1 pseudogene is annotated in these 312 nt (G+C 46.8%); it reads left to right on the forward strand.

The annotated features are described in order from the left end of the window. Positions 1–312, forward strand: a pseudogene (locus tag WEIDD23_RS12480) (DNA helicase RecG); the annotation flags it as partial.

Raw genomic sequence — 312 nt, forward strand, 5'->3', positions numbered from 1 at the left:
CGATGAAAACGCCTGCTGAAACGCAAGACGGTGAGAAGGTAACGTTTAAGGGCGTTATCACGTCACCACCCGTGGTTAATCGCTTCGGGTATAAGAAAACACGGACTAGTTTCCGGTTGACAGTGGAACATGACACGATTATGGTGTCATTTTTTAATCAACCATGGGTAGGGAAAAACTTGGAGCTTGGTCAGGAAGTGGCCGTCCACGGTACCTACGACAAGACACGGCAAGGCATGTCTGGCATTAAGTTAATGTCGCGAAATGGCGATGATGAGATGGAAGCCGTTTATCCATCTTCAAAAGAAATCA

The organism is Weissella sp. DD23 (assembly GCF_001579105.1).
In the GTDB taxonomy this organism is placed as follows: domain Bacteria; phylum Bacillota; class Bacilli; order Lactobacillales; family Lactobacillaceae; genus Weissella; species Weissella cibaria.